The 15,681-nt window shown below is 60.5% G+C and carries 11 protein-coding genes; 6 read left to right on the top strand and 5 right to left on the bottom strand.

Annotation, left to right across the window (positions count from 1 at the left end):
* Nucleotides 1–26: 26 nt before the first annotated feature.
* Nucleotides 27–1,397 carry a tRNA lysidine(34) synthetase TilS gene (tilS, locus tag GWQ27_RS00420; RefSeq protein WP_275906408.1) on the bottom strand — a complete coding sequence of 457 codons (1,371 nt, stop codon included), beginning with the start codon at nucleotides 1,395–1,397 and terminating at the stop codon, nucleotides 27–29.
* Between the two features lie 128 nt (nucleotides 1,398–1,525).
* Here tilS and GWQ27_RS00425 point away from each other — a divergent pair, with 128 nt between their 5' ends.
* From GWQ27_RS00425 to GWQ27_RS00440, 4 genes are all read left to right on the top strand, one after another.
* On the top strand, nucleotides 1,526–3,556 hold the full coding sequence (locus tag GWQ27_RS00425; protein WP_275906409.1) for a M13 family metallopeptidase: 2,031 nt from the start codon (nucleotides 1,526–1,528) through the stop codon (nucleotides 3,554–3,556).
* A 113-nt stretch (nucleotides 3,557–3,669) separates the two neighbouring features.
* Nucleotides 3,670–4,107 (top strand): PliI family lysozyme inhibitor of I-type lysozyme, encoded by a 438-nt coding sequence (locus GWQ27_RS00430; protein ID WP_005312116.1) that lies wholly within the window; start codon nucleotides 3,670–3,672, stop codon nucleotides 4,105–4,107.
* 398 nt (nucleotides 4,108–4,505) lie between these two features.
* Entirely contained in the window at nucleotides 4,506–6,239 is a 1,734-nt protein-coding gene (locus GWQ27_RS00435; protein ID WP_275906410.1) for an ATP-binding cassette domain-containing protein, read from the top strand.
* Between the two features lie 77 nt (nucleotides 6,240–6,316).
* Nucleotides 6,317–6,856, top strand: a complete 540-nt coding sequence (locus tag GWQ27_RS00440; RefSeq protein WP_275906411.1) for a GNAT family N-acetyltransferase — start codon at nucleotides 6,317–6,319, stop codon at nucleotides 6,854–6,856.
* Nucleotides 6,857–6,911: 55 nt separating this feature from the next.
* Here the strand turns inward: GWQ27_RS00440 and yjeH are convergent, their stop codons facing one another.
* On the bottom strand, nucleotides 6,912–8,192 hold the full coding sequence (gene yjeH, locus GWQ27_RS00445; RefSeq protein WP_275906412.1) for an L-methionine/branched-chain amino acid transporter: 1,281 nt from the start codon (nucleotides 8,190–8,192) through the stop codon (nucleotides 6,912–6,914).
* Nucleotides 8,193–8,332: 140 nt separating this feature from the next.
* The gene (locus GWQ27_RS00450) at nucleotides 8,333–9,628 is read right to left on the bottom strand and encodes an HAAAP family serine/threonine permease (RefSeq protein ID WP_034523881.1); all 1,296 of its coding nucleotides are present in this window, start codon (nucleotides 9,626–9,628) and stop codon (nucleotides 8,333–8,335) included.
* A 503-nt stretch (nucleotides 9,629–10,131) separates the two neighbouring features.
* On the opposite strand from GWQ27_RS00450, the gene GWQ27_RS00455 reads away from it, so the two are divergent.
* Together GWQ27_RS00455 and GWQ27_RS00460 are read left to right on the top strand one after the other, a co-directional pair.
* A complete protein-coding gene (locus tag GWQ27_RS00455; RefSeq protein ID WP_021139723.1) occupies nucleotides 10,132–11,040 on the top strand; it encodes a LysR family transcriptional regulator in 909 nt (302 codons plus the stop codon).
* Nucleotides 11,041–11,146: 106 nt separating this feature from the next.
* Nucleotides 11,147–12,568: an MATE family efflux transporter gene (locus tag GWQ27_RS00460; protein ID WP_275906413.1), complete on the top strand. Its 1,422-nt coding sequence runs from the start codon at nucleotides 11,147–11,149 to the stop codon at nucleotides 12,566–12,568.
* Between the two features lie 24 nt (nucleotides 12,569–12,592).
* Here the strand turns inward: GWQ27_RS00460 and pdxY are convergent, their stop codons facing one another.
* Both pdxY and GWQ27_RS00470 read right to left on the bottom strand, forming a co-directional pair.
* The gene (pdxY, locus tag GWQ27_RS00465; protein ID WP_275906414.1) at nucleotides 12,593–13,453 is read right to left on the bottom strand and encodes a pyridoxal kinase PdxY; all 861 of its coding nucleotides are present in this window, start codon (nucleotides 13,451–13,453) and stop codon (nucleotides 12,593–12,595) included.
* A gap of 68 nt (nucleotides 13,454–13,521) precedes the next feature.
* The gene (locus GWQ27_RS00470; protein WP_111589326.1) at nucleotides 13,522–15,654 is read right to left on the bottom strand and encodes a lysine decarboxylase CadA; all 2,133 of its coding nucleotides are present in this window, start codon (nucleotides 15,652–15,654) and stop codon (nucleotides 13,522–13,524) included.
* Nucleotides 15,655–15,681 lie beyond the last annotated feature (27 nt).

The raw sequence follows: 15,681 nt of genomic DNA on the forward strand, positions 1-15,681 counted from the left end.
AGGCTAGCTGCATGGCGGGCCTGAGCTCACTGCGGGATGCCGCTGTCGGCCGCTGGCAGCCACTGCCATCCTATCCCCGCTTCTTGCGTCATAAATCCGTCACAGATAAAGAGTCCGGCCACTGCCGCCACCTGCTCGCCATAGTAGAGGATGGGAATACGGCCCCGCAGCCAAGAAGGTACCCCATACTCTTGCAGCAGCTTCTTGAAACGGCGGCTGCCGCTGCGCCCCACAGGTTTGAGCATGACACCGGGCGTCACCTGAAAACGCACCGACAAAGGCTCCCCCATCCCTGGCAACCTCAGCCCCTCCCCGTCCGGCCTGGCCGACACTTGCACCCGCCCCAGCCCATCGGGCAGGCCCACGGACTCGCCGATAGTGACAGCCAGTTGTTCGTGACGGGGCGTCAACCCGGGCTGAACCAGATGCAGCCGCCCCTGAAAACGGCGGCAATCGAGGTTTTTCAGGCTGAACTGAGGGTTGGCATCCTCCCGCGCCAGCGCCACCTCCTGCCACAGCAGAGCGAGCTGATCCCGGGAGGGCATCTCGCCCCCCAGGCGGCGGATCCAGTAACGCAGCAAGTTGTTGCGCCGGGTGGGCGACAGGGTGAGCAGGGGCACAATCTGCAGCGATGAAGCCGGTAACGATGAAACGTGCAGCGCCTCCCCTCCACAGGCCAGCTGCCAGTCTTCTTCGGCCAGCTCCTCCAATAACGCCTCCTGCTCGGCGCACAGCGCCATGCTGCGGGCGGCGGTACGAGCCATGGCCGGCCAGCGTGCCTTGAGCTGGGGGATCAACTGCTGACGCAGAAAATTGCGGTCATAGCTTACGTCCTGATTGCTCTCATCCTCCACCCAGCCGAAGGGGAGGGTCGCCGCCGCCTCGGCCAATTCGGCGCGGCTGAACTCAAGCAGGGGGCGCAACAAGAGGCCACCGGCAAAGGGCTGACTCGGCAAGATCCCCGCCAGACCGCGCAGACCGGCACCTCGCTTGAGGGCCAGCAGCAAAGTCTCCAGCTGATCGTCCTGATGATGAGCGGTGAGCAGCCACTCCCCTTTTTCCTGCCTGGCGGCCAGCCGCTGATAACGGGCATCCCGCGCCTGTGCCTCCAGACTCTCACCATTGCCACGCACCAGCTGCACCCGCTCCACCATGAGCGGCACCGCCAGTTGCTGACACACGGCTTCGCAGTGGGCGACCCACTCATCGGCGTGGGGGCTGAGGCCGTGGTGAACGTGCAAGGCGCGCAGCGCAAGCCCATGCTCGCGGGCAAACTGCGCCGCCAACGCCAGCAACACTGTGGAATCGAGCCCGCCACTGAAGGCTACCAACAAGCCCCGGGAACCTTCCGGCTCTGGCAGGGTCTGACAAAAACGAGAATAAATACGAGAAATCATAGGCTTCCCCAAAACGACCTGGCCGATCTTAGCAGAGTCGGGCTTATCAAGCTGTAACCCGACTGCTAGAGTGATGTGCGCCCTGCGTGGGCAAGGAAGCTGAATAACCCGAATTGGAATCCAACAGAATGAACAACAAGAAAAGCATACTGGCCGGCCTCATTGGGTTGGCCCTGTTAGCCGGTTGCAGTCAGGCGCCGGACACGGCAGACAAGCACTCGGGCCTGGCACTGGCCAACATGGATACCCGGGTCAAACCCGGTGATGACTTCTTCCGCTACGTGAACGGTCACTGGCTGGCCACCGCCAAGATCCCGGATGACAGGCCTGCCGATGGTGCCTTCTATATGCTCAGGGACAAATCCCTGGCGGATGTACGAGTGCTGGTGGAAGGGCTTGATGCCAAGGCCCCCGCCGATACCCAGGCCCGGCAGATCCGCGATCTCTACACCAGCTATCTGGATCAGGCTGGTCGGGATGCCAAGGGCACCACACCGCTGCTGCCCCTGCTCGGCGAAATCGATCAGATCCGCGATCAGAACGGACTGGCTCGCGCCTTCGCCCGCTCCGGCCAGCTGGGGGGCAGCGCCCCGTTCGGCTTCTGGATCGGCGCCGATGCCAAGGCACCGGACAGCCATGCCGTCTATCTCTATCAGTCCGGGCTCAGCCTGCCGGACAGAGATTACTACCTCAAAACCGACGCCAACAGCCAGGCCCTGCGCCAGAAATACGAGCAGCACATCGCCGGTATGCTGACACGCTTTGGCGAAGCGGATGCGAACGCAAAGGCCAAGCGTATCCTGGCCCTTGAGACCAAACTCGCCCAGATCCAGTGGGACAACGTGACCCTGCGGGACAGGGAGAAGAACTACAACAAGGGCTCCCTCGACGAGCTCAAGCGCCTCGCCCCCCATATCGACTGGAACGGCTACCTTGGCCAGGCCGGTCTCGCCGGTCAGCAAAGCCTGATCATCGGCCAGCCCAGCTATCTCGCTGCCCTCGACGGCCTGATGCAGCAGACTCCCATCGGTGATTGGCAGGCTTACCTCAAGTGGCAGCTCATCACGGATTATGCCCCCTATCTCGACAGCAAGACCGACGCCCAGAATTTCGCCTTCTTCGGCACCACCTTGAGCGGCACCCCCAAGCAACGCGCCCCCTGGGAACGCGCCCTCGGCATACTGGACGATCACCTTGGGGAAGCGGTGGGCAAACTCTATGTGGAGCGCTACTTCCCGCCCCAGGCCAAGGCCCGCATGGAGCAGTTGGTGGAAAACCTGCGCACCGCCTACGGCCAGAGCATTCAGGAGCTGGACTGGATGTCACCGGCCACCAAGACCCAGGCACTGGAAAAACTTGCCAAGTTCAGGCCCAAAATAGGCTATCCGGACAAATGGAAGGATTACAGCGCCATCGAGATCCGTGCCGATGATCTGGTAGGCAACCTGCAACGGGCTCGCGCCTTTGAATATGCCGACAGCCTGGCACGCCTGGGCAAGCCGGTGGACAGGGACGAGTGGCACATGTCGCCGCAGACGGTGAATGCCTACTACAACCCGAGCAACAACGAGATCGTCTTCCCGGCCGCCATATTGCAGCCCCCCTTCTTCGACATGCAGGCCGATGATGCCGTCAACTACGGTGCCATAGGCGGCGTCATTGGCCATGAAATGGGTCACGGTTTCGATGATCAGGGGGCCAAATCCGACGGTGATGGCGTGATGCGCGACTGGTGGACGCCGGCCGACCTCAAGGAGTTTCGCTTTCGTACCAGCCGACTGGTTGCCCAATACAACCGCTTCGAGCCCATCAATGGCCAGTTCGTCAACGGCCAGTTCACTCTGGGGGAGAACATTGGCGATCTGGGCGGTCTCACCATAGCCCACAAGGCCTATCTGCTGTCACTCAAGGGCGAGGAAGCCCCCGTGCTGGACGGCTTCACTGGCGAACAGCGCTTCTTCCTCGGCTGGGCCCAGGTGTGGAAAGGCATGTACCGCCCCGAACTGATGCAGATGCTGCTCTCCTCGGATCCGCACTCCCCGCCGGAGTACAGGGTCAACGGCGTGGTGCCGAACATCCCCGCCTTCTACGAGGCATTCAACATCAAGCCGGGGGACAAGCTCTATCTGGACCCCGCCAAACGGGTCAAGATCTGGTAACGGACGCCCTGTTCGAAGAGCCGGGACAGGCATCACCTGAACCCGGCTCACATATCAACATCCGTGACGGGCGGAGATACCCGCCCGTCACCACAGTCACAAGGATCACATCCATGAAAGCCTTGCTCATGACACTCGGTCTGCTCACCCTGCCACTGACTGGTCAGGCGGCAGAAGGGTTCTTCAAACAGCTGACGCTGCCCACCGGTCAGGTGCTTGCCATCAGCGAGGGGCGCGGTGAGCCCGCCTCCATCGGCAGCTACGACGTGCGTCTCTATTCCGGCGCCAACCCCCAGTTTCCCCTCGATCAGTTCATCGATGGCAAGGTACTGGCGCGAGATGGCAGCATCAAGGAGCTGAAGTTGCAGGATCTCAACGGCGACAAGCAGCCCGAGCTCATCGTCATCATCGAAAGCGCCGGCAGCGGCAGCTATCGCAGTGCCGACGCCTTTACCATCAATGCGCAGGAGGGGCTGGAGATCTTCAACCACGTAGAAGGGCTGGCCCCCGACGAGGATGTGATCCAGGCGCTCAAGACCCCCCGCGATTGACCCACCATTCTCATACAGCCAAGGCCCCGCAATGCGGGGCTTTGACTTTGCTGGCACAGCAGATAATGCCACTGCCTCCGTGTACCCGGACCCGCCTCACCACGGGGGCAAGAGACAGAGGCCCCCGATGGACGGCTATTTTTTCTGTGCTTATAATCGGCGCACCTTGTCATCACAAAAAATAAGGAGGTAAAAAATGGTTATCCAAGCGTGTCCGATGTTCTCGGCTCGCCTGTTCGGCACATTCCAGTGCTCTTGCCTGCATACCATCGCGCTGCGATAGCGGGTTCGAGCAAAGCCGACTCCCTTCCAAACCGAGACCTTTCTCGACTCTGCCGTTGTCGCCAGCGCTCCTGATGACAGGGATTTCCGATCCCGTGATTTTAGAGAGCAAGAGCATGACAACCCTGATGAGTACCCATTCCCTGCACATGACGGCAGGACACCTTCCCCTGTTTGACAGCGTCGACCTCAGCATCCGCAGCGGTGATCGCATCGGCCTTATCGGTGCCAATGGCAGCGGCAAGAGCACACTGCTCGCCCTGCTGGCCGGTCTGCTCGATCCCCATGACGGACGCGTGCATCACGCAGCGGCTTGCCGTTGTGAATTCGTGGCGCAACATCTGCCCGCACGCCTGCAGGCGCTCACCACACGCGCCGTACTGCTCGATGCAGTGGACGGGGATCCCGCGCTCGACTGGCAGGTGGACAAGATGCTGACCGAGCTGCAGCTTGAAGCACAGGGCGCGTTACCGGTCAGCGCCCTGAGCGGCGGCCAGCACACCCGATTGCAGATAGGCCGCGCCCTGCTGCGCCAGCCCAATCTGTTGCTGCTCGATGAGCCCAGCAACCACCTGGACTTGCCCGCCCTGCTCTGGCTGGAGCGCTTCCTGCTGGGCTGGCGCGGTGCTTTCGTGCTGGTGTCCCACGATGGCCGCCTGCTCGACCGGGTCACCCGCGAGACCCTGATCCTGCGTGACCGATGCCTCTATCGCTTCGCCCTGCCTTGCAGCCAGGCCAGGGCGGCCCAGGCGGAAGAGGACGAGCAAGCCCGTTTGCGCCGGGCCGACGAGCAAAAGGAGATCGACCGCCTGAGCGCCAGCAGCAAACGCCTCGCCATCTGGGGGCGGGAGCATGACAACGAGAAGCTGGTGCGTCAGGCCAAATCCATGGAGAAACGGATTACCAGGATGCAGGAGGAGCAGAGCGTTGTCGGTGCCGGCGCCCCCTGGCGCCTCGAACTGCACGGGCAGGCACTGCCCGCCGATGCCCTGCTGCGGCTGGACGCCCTCGACGTGCGCCCCGCTCCCGGCTTGCCTCCCCTGCTGCGGGCCGAGGATCTCGGGCTGCGAGCCGGAGACAGGGTTGCCCTGCTCGGTGCCAATGGCACCGGCAAGTCCTCCCTGCTGCGTCAGTGCTGGCACGATCTGCACGCTCAACTACCAGGTGAAGGCTGGCACCACCACCCCGGCGCCAGCATCGCCTACTACGATCAGTCCCTGCAGCAGCTCGATGACGCTGCAACGCTGACCGATGCCCTCTATTGTCTGGCCCCCCTGTCCGAGGTGACGCTGCGCCAGGCCTTGATCCGTGCAGGTTTCCCCTACTCCCGTCACAGGCAACGCGTGCATAGCCTGAGCGGTGGTGAGCGGGCCAGGCTGCTGTTTCTCGCCCTGTCGCTGGCGAGCCACCATCTGCTCTGGCTGGATGAGCCGACCAATCATCTGGATCTGGAAGGAAAAGAAGATCTGGCCGAGGCGCTGTCGCGTTTTGCCGGGGGCGTGCTGCTGATCTCCCACGACCGGGATCTGATCGAGCGCAGTTGCAACCGGTTCTGGGTGATCAGGGAAGGCCGGATTGTCGAAGCCCACAGTGCCGAGCGGGCCTATGCCGAGTTGCTCTGTGATGAACCCATGGACCTTTCAATCAGCCCCGCCACCACTGGCAGTTCGCAGGAGCAAGCCACTGTGGAGGATGACGAAGAGGCGCTGCTGGCACGCTGGTACGAGCTGGATGCCCTGCTCGCCGCCGACCTCGCCCGCAAGCCCAGGCATCAGACACCCAGGCTGCAACAACAGTGGCGCGACGAGTTGCAGCAGCTGGCCGGTTTGCTTGGCCTCGCAGCGAACTGACGCCAACAATCACACCTTCACACAACTGTCTTTCCCAATCAGGCGGCCTGCCAACACAGGCCGCACAGGAGAAGAGCATGAATTCACGACAAGGGGGCGAACTGCGGCTCGACCCTATCACGACTGCCGATCTGCCCCACATCTATCGCGGCCTGTCGGATCCAGAGGTTATTGCCCACTACGGCATCAGTTACGATAGCCTGACGGCCTGTGAGGCCCAGATGGATTGGTATGCCGAGCTGACCCGCACCGGCCGCGGCGCCTGGCACCTCATTCGCGACCGGCATACGGGCGAACCGCTCGGCGCCATCGGCTACAACGATGCCGATCCGCAGCACAGAAAGGCCGAGCTAGGTTATTGGCTCTATCCCGAGTACTGGGGAAAAGGGGTAATGGGCAGGGCCCTGCCCCTTTTTCTGACCCACTTCTATGGCACCACTACGCTGCACCGGCTGCACGCCCTGGTGGAGGAGCCCAATGTCGCCTCCGCCCGCGTCCTGCTCCGCGCCGGATTTCGCTACGAGGGGACGGCGCGGGAGTGCGAATGGAAGGGGGATCAGTTTATCTCCCTGCAACACTACGCTCTGCTGCGCAGCGACCAGCCAAGCGCCCGGTAACCAACACCCCTGATAGACAAAGAACCCCGCACTGCGGGGCTCTTTGTCGGGCTGGTTACTTGATGGCGCAGATATTCTCCGTGGCCCGGGTGCGGCGCAGATAGCGGCGCCACAGGGAGAAGAGACCATAACCTGTGCTCAGCAATACGGCATAAAACACCTGGGAGGCGAGCGCCACCAGCACGGCGAGGCAGAGCAAGACGCTCAATCCCGCCAGCCCCTTGCCCATGCCGCCGAGCAGACGCCAGCCTGCCGCCATGCAGAGCAGGTAGACCAGTACGAAGTTGCCGTTGGCGTAGCGGATCAGCTCATCCAGTGGCAAACGCAGCCAGAGGATCAAGGTGATGGAGACAAGGCAGATGGCGAGCACCCAGCACAGAGCATTGAGCGGCGCTCCCCGGGCCGAGAGACGAGCCAGCGAGGTGGGCAGCTTGCCCTCCCGCGCCATGCTCCAGATAAGGCGCGCAAAACCCTGCAGATAGATGTTGATGCTGGCAAAACAGGAGAGATAACCCAGGATTGCCACCAGCCACTTGGCGGTAGGGCCGAACAGCAGCGAGAGCAGCGCCGGAATGGCGGTGGCGTTTTTTGCCTCGTCGCCATAGAGCCCATATTTGAGCACCACCAGCGAGTGGACCCAATAGATAAGCCCCGCCAGCAGCACGCCGCCAAGCAGTGCCAGCGGGTAGTCCCGCTCAGGTCGCTTGAACTCCTCCCCCATATGGGCGAAAGCTTCGAGCCCCACGAAGCACCAGAACATCACCGCCAGCGCCGTGCCCATGGCGGGCCATTCGCTTGCGGTCGGCAACGGCTGGGCCCCGTCGCGCCAACTGAGATCCCCCTTGAACCAGATAAGCAGGGTCAGCCCCAATATGGCCAGAGCGATCAGCAGTTGCAGGTTGCCGGAGGATCGTGCCCCGCGCAAACCCAGCAGAAACACCCCGAGCAGTGTCAGCAGCTGTATGCCCCACAGGGTCCACTCCCCCAGATCAAACAGGGCATGCCAGAAGCCGGCGGCAATGGTGAGTGCGGCAGGCAATCCCACCGGCAGCACAGCCAGAAACAGGAAGGCGGAGAAGCGCTCGGCGCCAATGCCAAAGGCAAGCCCGATGAGATGCGGCGCCCCACCTGCGTGAGGATAGCGACGGCCAAGCCGGGCGAAGGTGAAGGCGATGGGCAGCACCAGCACGATGAGCAACACCCAGGCCCAGAGCGAGGCCCCACCCGCCAGCGACGCCGCCGTCGCCGGCACCACGAAGATACCGGTACCCAGCAGTGAGGTGGCGAGCAGCCCCATTCCCTGCCAGAGCCCGAGATCCTTTTTCAAAGCAGACATATTCCTTTGTCCCGATTAATAAACACACATCGGGCCATGTTAGGCCGCAACCCCTTGCTTGTTAAGGACTATCCCTTGCTCAAACAAAAAAGCCGCCTCTTGCGAGGCGGCTTCTTCATTCAACAGTGTAACCGGAATTATCAGGCAATCAGCTTGTAGATGATACCGGACATGGCGATCAGGCCAATCAGGGTCACGAAGCCGTTGCTGATGTTGCCAGCGTATTTGCGCATGGCAGGTACCTTGGTGATGGCGTACATCGGCATCAGGAACAGCAGCATGGCGATGATGGGGCCGCCCAGGTCTTCGATCATGCCGAGGATGCTGGGGTTGACGGTAGCCACAGCCCAGGTGGTCAGGATCATGAAGACGGCAGTCACCTTGTCCAGTTGCTTGATGTCGACCTGCTTGCCTTTCTCGCGCAGCGCCTTGGCCATCAGACCGTTCATGCCCTCTTTGGCACCCAGATAGTGGCCGAGGAAAGACTTGCTGATGGCAACCATGGCAATCAGCGGAGCCGCTGTGGCAATGAAGGCATTATCGAAATGGTTGGCCAGGTAGGACAGAATGGTGATGTTCTGTTCCTTGGCGGCAGCCAGATCAGCCGGGGAGAGGCTCAGTACGCAGCTGAACACGAAGAACATGACGGTCATGACCATCATGACGTGGGCACCCAGCAGTATGTTGCCGCACTTCTTCTCGGCACCGGCGCCGTAACGACCCTTGTTGTCCACCGCGAAGGAGGAGATGATCGGGGAGTGGTTGAAGGAGAACACCATCACCGGAATGGCAAGCCACAGGGTCTTGATGAAGTCGCCGTTGAAGGCATCGGACAGGGCTGGTGCTTCTGTGATAATGGCGCCGTTCCAGTGTGGAACCAGATAGAAGGCCAGGCCCATCAGGGTCAGCACAAACGGGAATACCAGCACGCTCATCGCCTTGACGATGAATTGGCCACCGAGGCGTACCACCGCCATCAGACCCAGGATCAGTGCCAGCGACAGGACGGCACGGGGTGGTGCTGTCATACCCAGTTGGTGAACCAGCAGGCTTTCAACCGTGTTGGTGATGGCGACCGAGTACATCAGTACTATGGGATAGATGGCAAAGAAGTAGAGCAGGGTGATGAACTTGCCTGCGGTCTTGCCAAAGTGCTCTTCCACCACTTCGGTGATGTCGCCATCACGGGTGGAGCCGGACAGTACGAAGCGAGTCAGACCACGGTGTGCAAAGAAGGTCAGCGGCAACGCCAGAAGCGCCATGGCCACCAGCGGCCACAAACCACCTACACCGGCGTTGATCGGCAGGAAGAGTACACCGGCACCGATGGCGGTACCGTACAAACCCAGCATCCAGACCAGATCGGCCTTGGTGTTGCCACGGGAAGACGCATTACTGGCTACGCTGCCTTCTACTGCAATATTCATGTCAGACATAGTGGTGTTCCTGTCATCAAGGAAAATAGAAAAATCGAGTCAACCGGGCGCAATGCCCTGTCCCATTTCCCTGGAACTCCTGCCGTCCATCCCTGTTTTTTCTTCCCCCCAAACCCGGCAAGGTGGTCATTACTCCATGCAACAACCAAATTGCAACAAACAGGTCAGTGGGTCATCAGCCTGGGGCTGTCAGCGCGTCAGCTGTTACAAGTCGTTAACGCGCCTTTGTTCTGATGGGCTGACTCTAATTAAATCCCCTTAACGATCACAGTGTTTTTTTGAATTAATCAACCAAAGTTTGACTAGAATCGCCTTTCTGGCGTCATGGATCACGTTATCAGCTCAACCTTGTGAACAACCGTTAACAAGTTCAGGTAGTTTCACCAGTATCTATATCCTTATGGGTATAACAAACCGCTTACACTCGGTCATTTATTGGTCATGTTGTGCCTCGCCTTGCCCTGACGTACCCTGTTGTTCATCCTTTTTTCCCCTGAGTTGTCATGGTCATCACCCGTACCGATCTCGCCGAACTGGCGGTTTTTGCCGCCGTGGCCCGCCATCAGAGTTTCAGCAAGGCCGCCCTCGAACTCGGCGTCTCGGCCTCCGCCCTGAGCCACAGCCTGAAAGGGCTGGAGACCCGGCTCGGTGTCAGACTGCTCAATCGCAGCACACGCGCCGTGGTGCCGACCGATGCGGGTCAACGTCTGCTCGAGCAGTTGCTGCCGACCCTCAATACCCTGGAAGAGGCCCTCGACGAGCTGGCCCATCACAGCAATGAGCCTGTGGGGCGACTGAAAATAAGCGCACCAAGGGAGGCCATCAACGACTTGCTGGCCCCTGTGCTTATCGATTACATGGTGCGCTACCCGCGCATGCAGGTAGAGGTGGTGGAGCAGGAGCTGATGCCACGGCTTATCGAGGATGGCTATGACGCCGCCATCTTCTACGGCGATCTGCTGCCCAAGGAGATGATCGGTGTGCCACTGGGACCACACCAGCGTTATCTGGTGGTGGGCTCACCGGCCTATCTGAGCAAACACGGCACACCGCAACATCCCCGCGAGCTGTCGCGTCACGCCTGCATAGGTTATCGGTTGACACCCTCCCACCATTATCGCTGGGCGTTTACCGAGGGAAAGGGGAGCATGCTGGAAATCGAGGTGACAGGGCCGCTCACCACCAGCACGCCAGCCCTCTATCTTGGCGCTGCCGAGGCAGGGCTGGGATTGGCTTACTGTCCGGAAGAGGAGGTCAGCAAGCAACTGGCAGAAGGGAAACTGTTGCGAGTGCTGGAGCCCTGGTGCCCAACCTTCGTGGGATTTTCACTCTTCTATCCCAGCCGTCATCAACTGGGTAAAGGTCTGCGCGCCCTGATCGACATGCTCAAGGCACACTACCAAACCCGGTGATTACTGAACTTCACTCATCAATTCATCAATCTTAAGACGGATTATCAACAAAAATGTATTAATTTAGACTGTCGGCTCGATAATCGAACTCCCCAAGAGAACAGATATGTCTGCCTACTTCACATTGCGCCAGCGGGCGATGACCCGCCGTTTCTGGGGCTATGCCCTCCCCTCCATCATGGCCATGCTGGTTTCCGGTGCCTACTACCTGGTCGATGGCATCTTCGTCGGTCACTACGTGGGCGCCGCCGGCCTCGCCGGCATCAACCTGGTCTACCCGGTCATCATGGTGCTGATCGGACTCGCCGCCATGATCAGCATGGGCGCGGCCACCGCCATCTCCTTCCAGCAAGGGGCCAAGAACCTCAAGCTCGCCCGCCAGGCACTGGTCAATGCGCTCTGGCTGCTGGCCTTGCTCGGCACTCTGGCCCCCCTGCTGCTGCACCACTGGCACATCGATATCCTGCTGGCATTGGGAATCGAGCAAGGCACAGAGACCTGGAAACAGGCCAGTGACTACCTCTACTGGATTGGTGGCGGTACCCTGCTGCTGGCCAGCAACCTGGCGGTGCCCTATCTGCTGCGCAACGACGGCAAACCCAGGCTGGCCATGATCCTGGTCAGCGGGGGCGCAGTGCTGAACATCATTCTCAACTACATCATGGTCGGTCGGCTGGGGTTGGGACTGGTGGGCTCTGCCCAGGCGACACTCATGTCCGAGGGGGTCGTCAGCCTGCTGGGCCTGGGTTACTTCTTTACTTCCCATGCCAAACTGAATTTGTCATGGCGCCATATGGTGCCCAATTTTCCGGCCATGCCCAACCTGCTCTTTACCGGCCTGCCGAGCCTGATCGCCCAGTTCAACCTGGGACTGCTGCTGCTGCTGCACAACAGCCAGCTGATGGCGTATGGCGCCATCAAGGATCTGGCCGGTTACACGGTAGCAGGCTACACGGAGGCAATATTCATCGTCATCCTGCAGGGACTGGCATTTGGCATCCAGCCTCTCATCAGTCAGGCGGCGGGGGCCAAGCGCTACCGTGACCTGAAATTCCTGATGGAGATGGGGCTCAAGATCACGCTGGTCTATGGCATGGCGGTCTGGTTGCTGATCCAGCTGCTGCCGCGCCAGGTGGCCATGCTCTACACCGGCGGTCAGGATGCCGAACTGCTTGCCGCCGCCGTCAGCAGCCTGACTCTCAACCTCAGCGCCATTCCGCTGGAAGGGATCATCATCTTTGGCATAGTCCTGTTGCAATCCATGGCTCGCACCAAGCAGGCACTGATCATCTCGGCGGCCAAGACACTGCTGCTGCTGCCACTGATCTTCTTGCTGCCGATGCAGTGGGGACGCGAAGGTGTACTGCTCGCCCAGCCCACGACTGTGCTGCTGTTGACACTGCCGCTGTGCTGGTTGCTGTGGCGAGAGTGGCGTCGCCTCAAGCTGGCGTGCGCTCCTCAGGGCCTGCACCAGGCCACAGGGCTAACCGCTCGTCAGGCTCTGCGGCTGGCACGTCGCCCGAGCTAGACACAAGTAGCACGAATGCGTCGGCTAAAGCCGGATAGCCTGCTCACGCACCTGTGGCAGCACCATCGCCTGCTGGGCTGCCACCAGTTGCAGCTCATAGGCTCCGGCGAGCCAGGTCTGGGCCACGACTGCATCGACGCTGGCATTGGTACGCTCGAACGCCGCCACAGACGTGAAACCTGCCAGCAGATTGGCCAGCATGGTGGCGCTCAGCAGATCACCTACCCCAATGGGATCGCGAGCAAAGGGATAGAGGGGGCGTGAGATATGAAACGCCCCCTCTTCGCATACCAGCAGCATTTCGAACCTGTCCATGGCAAAACCCGCCTTCCCGAGATACTTGACCATCACCAGCTTGACCCCCTGATCCCGCAGTTGCTGGCATGCTGCCAGTGCCTGGGGCACATTGCGGATCTCCCGCTCGGTCAGCTGTTCCAGCTCCAGCAGATTGGGGGCCAGCATATCGGCGCAGGCCAGCGCTCGGTTTTTGAGAAAGTCGGCGACACCGGGTGCGACTATGCACCCCTTGTCGGGGTGACCCATGACGGGATCACAGAAGTAGAGGGCGTTCGGATTGAGCGCCTTGAGTCTGGCCACCGCCGCCAGTATCTCTTCCCCCTGCTCGGCCGAGCCGAGGTAACCGCTTAGCAGCGCATCGCACTGCCCCAGTACGCCTATGTCGGCCAGACCGGTTATCAGCTGACGGATATGGCCATCCGGCATCACCATCCCCTGCCACCCCTGACTGTATTGGGTGTGGTTGGAAAACTGCACCGTGTTGACGGGCCACACTTCCATGCCCATGCGGCGCATAGGGAAGACGGCGGCACTGTTGCCGGCACAGCCAAAGACGACGTGGGATTGAATGGAGAGAATGCGCTTCATGACGACTCACAAAATGGATAAAAACCGCAGGGAAAAACGGGCCTTGCGGCCCGTTGTTGTCACTTTGATTAGCACAGCACCTTGACGGTGTAGCTGCCATCGGCCTGACGATAGAGGCCGTGGATGTCGGTCTCGAAGCCCGGGTAGTGGGCGCCGATCTCGCACAACATCTCGAGGAACTCGAGCACCGGCAGGGAATCAGCCGTTACCATCTCGCCCGGCAGTACCAGCGGCACTCCCGGCGGGTACGGCAGTATCATGTTGGCGCTGATGCGATTCACCATATCACGCAGCGGCACCTCTTCCAGATTGCCCGCCAGCTCCTGTTGCCAGGCGAGGTGCGGGGTCATCTTCATCTCCGGCAGCACGTCGAACGCCTTGAACATCAGCTCCGGCAGACGGTACTTGCAGGTCAGATCGTGGATGCTCTGGGCCAGCTCCTGGATCCTCATGCCTTCGTAGAAGCTCGGGTCTTCACGATAGAGACTCGGCAATATGCTCTTGATGGTCAGGTTCAGGTCATAGCCACGCTTGAACTCGGTCAGGGCGCGCAGCAGCTGCATCGCATTGGACTGATCGATCCCGATGGAGAAGAGGAACAGCAGGTTATAGGGACCTGTCTTCTCCACCACTATGCCGCGCTCGTCGAGGAACTTGGAGACCAGGGAGGCAGGCAGGCCACGCTCAAGCAGCTCTCCCTGACGGTTCATCCCCGGGGTCAGCAGCGTGACCTTGATGGGATCCAGGTACATGTGGTCATCGTCGATGCCGTTGAAACCGTGCCAGTCATCCTTGGGATCCAGCTTCCAGCACTCGACTGTGTCTATGTTGTCCGGCTGCCATACATCGAAGAACCAGCCTTCGCTCTGATCACGCAGCCGCTTGATCTCCTTGCGAAAGGAGACGGCGCGATCGATGGAGTCCTTGATCAGACGCTTGCCGCTGTTGCCTCGCATCATGGCGGCGGAGATCTCGGTGGACGCCACTATGCCGTATTGCGGCGATGTGGAGGTGTGCATCATGAAGGCTTCGTTGAAGGTCTCTTCCTCAACGTCACCCTTTATGTGGATCATCGAGGCCTGGGAGAAGGCCGCCAGCAGCTTGTGGGTGGACTGGGTTTCGTAGAACACCTTGCCCGGCATGGCGTCCCCGCTCATGCCGCATTTGCCCTCATAGATGGGGCTGAAGTTGGTGTAAGGCACCCAGGCACTGTCGAAGTGGATGTAAGGGGTATCCAGACTCTCCTTGATGAAACCGGTGTTGTAGAGCAGGCCGTCGTAGGTGGAGTTGGTGATCACGGCGTAACGGGGTGCCTGGGCACCCGGGGTGGCAGCAACCTTGGCCGCTATGGTCTCGCGGCTGAATTCGCTCTGCGGAATCCCCCCCAGAATGCCATAGGCATTGCGGGTCGGACGAAAATAGATAGGGGTCACGTCACTCATCATCATCAGGTGAGTGAGGGACTTGTGACAGTTGCGATCAACCAGCACTGTGCTGCCCGCCGGGGCGGAGAACATGCCGACAATCTTGTTGGCGGTGGAGGTGCCGTTGGTGACTATGTAGGAGCGGTCTGCATTGAAGGTACGGGCAATATACTCCTCGGCCTCCTTGTGCGGGCCTGAGTGATCCAGCAGGGAACCCAGCTCCGGCATGGAGATGGAGACATCCGCCTTGAAGGCGTTGGGGCCGTAGAAGTCATAGAAGATGCTGCCGGCCGGGCTCATCTGGAAGGCAGTACCGCCCATGTGCCCCGGGGTACAGAAGGTGTACTTGCCCTCTTCCACATACTTGAACAGCGCCTTGGTGAAGGGCGGCAGTATGGCGTCCTGATAGGCCTGAGTGGCCTGGCCCATCTTGAGGGCGATGTCGTCGGCCATGCCGAGACGGTACTCGAAGAAGTGGACGTTCAGACGCAGGTCGGTCAGGTGAATGTCCAGGGTGGACTGATCGTTGGCAAAGGCGAAGATCGGCAGCTTCTCGTTGCGATCGTGGATCTCCTTGCACAGACCCAGCGAGTATTTGTCCCAGTCGAAGATGGCGCCGCAGACGCGGGGATTCTTCTCGATAAGCTTCAGCAAGTCGGCCACATCGACCGGATACACAACCTGAAAGCCTTTGCGCTCCAGGGAAGCTTGCAGCTGGCGAATGGGTTCTTCTTTGAAGAAAACGCCCAGGTGGTTGAGGATGGCAATGATATTCATCTTGATGCTCCACACATGAAGGGGCGC

It is taken from the genome of Aeromonas sp. 5HA1 (assembly GCF_029237245.1).
Lineage (GTDB): Bacteria > Pseudomonadota > Gammaproteobacteria > Enterobacterales > Aeromonadaceae > Aeromonas > Aeromonas salmonicida.

Bases quoted from the DNA above. Each gene is read 5' to 3' on its own strand.
- tilS (WP_275906408.1), bottom strand. From the start codon at position 1,397: ATGATTTCTCGTATTTATTCTCGTTTTTGTCAGACCCTGCCAGAGCCG.
- GWQ27_RS00425 (WP_275906409.1), top strand. From the start codon at position 1,526: ATGAACAACAAGAAAAGCATACTGGCCGGCCTCATTGGGTTGGCCCTG.
- GWQ27_RS00430 (WP_005312116.1), top strand. From the start codon at position 3,670: ATGAAAGCCTTGCTCATGACACTCGGTCTGCTCACCCTGCCACTGACT.
- GWQ27_RS00435 (WP_275906410.1), top strand. From the start codon at position 4,506: ATGACAACCCTGATGAGTACCCATTCCCTGCACATGACGGCAGGACAC.
- GWQ27_RS00440 (WP_275906411.1), top strand. From the start codon at position 6,317: ATGAATTCACGACAAGGGGGCGAACTGCGGCTCGACCCTATCACGACT.
- yjeH (WP_275906412.1), bottom strand. From the start codon at position 8,192: ATGTCTGCTTTGAAAAAGGATCTCGGGCTCTGGCAGGGAATGGGGCTG.
- GWQ27_RS00450 (WP_034523881.1), bottom strand. From the start codon at position 9,628: ATGTCTGACATGAATATTGCAGTAGAAGGCAGCGTAGCCAGTAATGCG.
- GWQ27_RS00455 (WP_021139723.1), top strand. From the start codon at position 10,132: ATGGTCATCACCCGTACCGATCTCGCCGAACTGGCGGTTTTTGCCGCC.
- GWQ27_RS00460 (WP_275906413.1), top strand. From the start codon at position 11,147: ATGTCTGCCTACTTCACATTGCGCCAGCGGGCGATGACCCGCCGTTTC.
- pdxY (WP_275906414.1), bottom strand. From the start codon at position 13,453: ATGAAGCGCATTCTCTCCATTCAATCCCACGTCGTCTTTGGCTGTGCC.
- GWQ27_RS00470 (WP_111589326.1), bottom strand. From the start codon at position 15,654: ATGAATATCATTGCCATCCTCAACCACCTGGGCGTTTTCTTCAAAGAA.